This window comes from Thalassolituus sp. UBA6592 (genome assembly GCF_002433655.1).
Taxonomy (GTDB): Bacteria; Pseudomonadota; Gammaproteobacteria; order Pseudomonadales; family Oceanobacteraceae; genus Venatoribacter.
The window spans coordinates 1-2,588 of the sequence record NZ_DJIO01000103.1 but is presented as its reverse complement, the minus strand read 5'-3'; the positions used below and the strand labels follow the sequence as shown (position 1 = coordinate 2,588).

Genomic DNA, 2,588 nt, shown 5'->3' with positions numbered 1-2,588 from the left:
CAGTTCGACTTTGATGTCACCAAAATTGGTTTTGAGAAGAATCATGTGTTGCCTCGCAGAATTCATGTACCCCTGAAGGGGATTGAATGCGTATAATACCGGCTTTTTCCCGGCCATAAAGTGCCGGAACGGTCAGTGGCGGCCTGATATTGCAAAAACATCGTGTAAACAGGGCCGCAGATTCACTCTTAAGCGGATGGTTATGACAGATACAAACCCAATCAGTCACAATTTTGTTGCCAAAGTTGTTCAGGAAGACCTTAACGCCGGCAAGATGGCGAAGGTCGTTACCCGTTTCCCACCGGAGCCGAATGGCTACCTGCACGTGGGCCACGCGAAATCCATTTGTCTGAACTTCGGTGTCGCCAAGCAGTTCGGTGGTGATTGCCACCTGCGCTTTGACGATACCAATCCCGAAAAAGAGAATCAGGAATATATTGACGCGATCAAGTCAGATGTCCGCTGGCTGGGCTTCGAGTGGGCTGGGGAAGTTCGTTATGCCTCTGACTATTTTGATCAGCTGCACGAGTGGGCATTGCACCTGATTCGCGAAGGTAAAGCCTATGTCTGTGATCTGACTCCGGAGCAGGCCCGTGAGTACCGCGGCACTCTGACTGAGCCAGGTAAGAACAGCCCGTACCGTGATCGCTCTGTAGAGGAAAACCTGGATCTGTTTGCGCGCATGCGTGCCGGCGAATTCGACGAAGGCTCCTGTGCTCTGCGTGCCAAAATTGATATGGCGTCACCGAACATGAACCTGCGTGACCCGTTCATCTACCGTATTCGTAAGGCACATCACCATCAGACCGGTGATAAATGGTGCATCTACCCAACCTACGACTTTACCCACGGACAGTCCGATGCCATTGAAGGCGTGACGCATTCCGTCTGTACGCTGGAATTTGAAGATCACCGTCCGCTGTATGAATGGTTCCTGGCTAACCTGCCAGTGCCGTGTGTGCCAGTGCAGTATGAATTCGGTCGCCTGAATCTGGATTACACCGTGACTTCCAAGCGTAAGCTTAAGTCACTGGTCGATCAGCAGGTGGTTTCAGGCTGGGATGATCCGCGTATGCCAACCATTTCCGGCATGCGTCGCCGTGGTTTTACGCCGGCCTCTGTGCGTACCTTCTGTGACATGATCGGTGTGACCCGCAGCGACGGTATGGTGGATATCGCCATGCTGGAACACGCGTTGCGTACCGACCTGAATAAAAATGCTCCCCGTGCCATGGCGGTCATCAATCCACTGAAAGTGGTGATTGAAAATCTGCCGGAAGATCATCTGGAAATGCTCACCGCCGAGTATCATCCGGAGCAGGATCTCGGTACCCGTGAATTTCCGTTTACCCGTGAAATTCTGATTGATGAGGGTGATTTCAAAGAAGAGTACAGCAAGAAATTCAAAAAGAAATTCACCCCGGGTAAGCGTATCCGTCTGCGTCATTCTTACGTGATTGAAGCAACCGATTACGAAAAAGACGACGCTGGCAAAGTGACTCTGGTTAAAGCCAGACTGATCGAAGGTACGCTGGGTGAAAATCCTGCAGACGGCGACAACCCGAAAGGTGTTGTGCATTGGGTATCTGCTTCGCACTCCATTGAAGCAGAGCTGCGTCTGTACGAGCGTCTGTTTACCCATCAGACGCCGGACAAAACCGATGGCGACTTTATGGAATACGTGAACACGGATTCTCTTTCGGTGGTGACCGCGCGTGTTGAACCTGCACTGGCCAATGCTGCCGCTGAAACAAACTTCCAGTTTGAACGCGAAGGGTATTACGTGGCGGATCGTTTTGATCACTCTGCTGAAAAACCTGTATTCAACCTGACCATCGGTCTGCGTGAAGACAAGGCGTTGGCTAACTGATTTCTCAGAAAAACGTTGCCACACCTGAATTATCCGCGATCGGTTTAAGGTCGGTCGCAAAGCAATAAATAGTTACGGAAGCATCATGACACTGAAAATTTTTAACACCCTGTCCCGACAGAAAGAAACCTTTAAACCTCTGGTCGAAGGCAAAGTCGGTATGTATGTCTGTGGTATGACAGTGTACGACTTCTGTCACCTTGGTCATGCGCGGGTGATGGTGGCATTTGATGTGATCGCCCGTTATCTGCGCCATCGTGGTTACGAGGTGAATTACATCCGTAACATCACAGATATCGACGATAAAATCATTACCCGCGCCAACGAAAATGGTGAAGCCTTTAATGAGCTGACCGAGCGTTTTATTGCAGAGATGCATAAGGATTCTGAACTGCTCGGCATCGAAATGCCTGATGCGGAACCGCGTGCAACTGCGCATATCGGAGATATTATTGCCATGGTTGAGACCCTGATTGAAAAGGGCTTTGCTTATGCTGCCGATAACGGTGATGTGTATTACTCGGTGCGTAAATTTGAAGGTTATGGTCAGCTGTCTGGCAAGATTCTGGACGAGCTGGAAGCCGGTGCCCGGGTTGGTGTGGGCGAGCTGAAAAAAGATCCGCTGGACTTCGTGTTGTGGAAAGCAGCAAAGCCAGATGAGCCGCACTGGGATTCTCATTGGGGGATTGGTCGTCCGGGCTGGCATATTGAATGTTCT

Annotated in this window: 2 protein-coding genes; both read left to right on the top strand. The window is 50.7% G+C overall.

Annotated features, from left to right (window positions below; genetic code table 11):
* Positions 1–202: 202 nt before the first annotated feature.
* Positions 203–1,870: a glutamine--tRNA ligase/YqeY domain fusion protein gene (locus B2Z72_RS09620; RefSeq protein WP_296982918.1), complete on the top strand. Its 1,668-nt coding sequence runs from the start codon at positions 203–205 to the stop codon at positions 1,868–1,870.
* Positions 1,871–1,955: 85 nt separating this feature from the next.
* The coding region (locus B2Z72_RS09615) for a class I tRNA ligase family protein (protein WP_297004680.1) at positions 1,956–2,588 on the top strand (633 nt) is incomplete at its 3' end.

What these genes read in the sequence shown, in the direction of transcription:
- B2Z72_RS09620 (WP_296982918.1), top strand. Translation starts at nt 203, where the DNA reads ATGACAGATACAAACCCAATCAGTCACAATTTTGTTGCCAAAGTTGTT.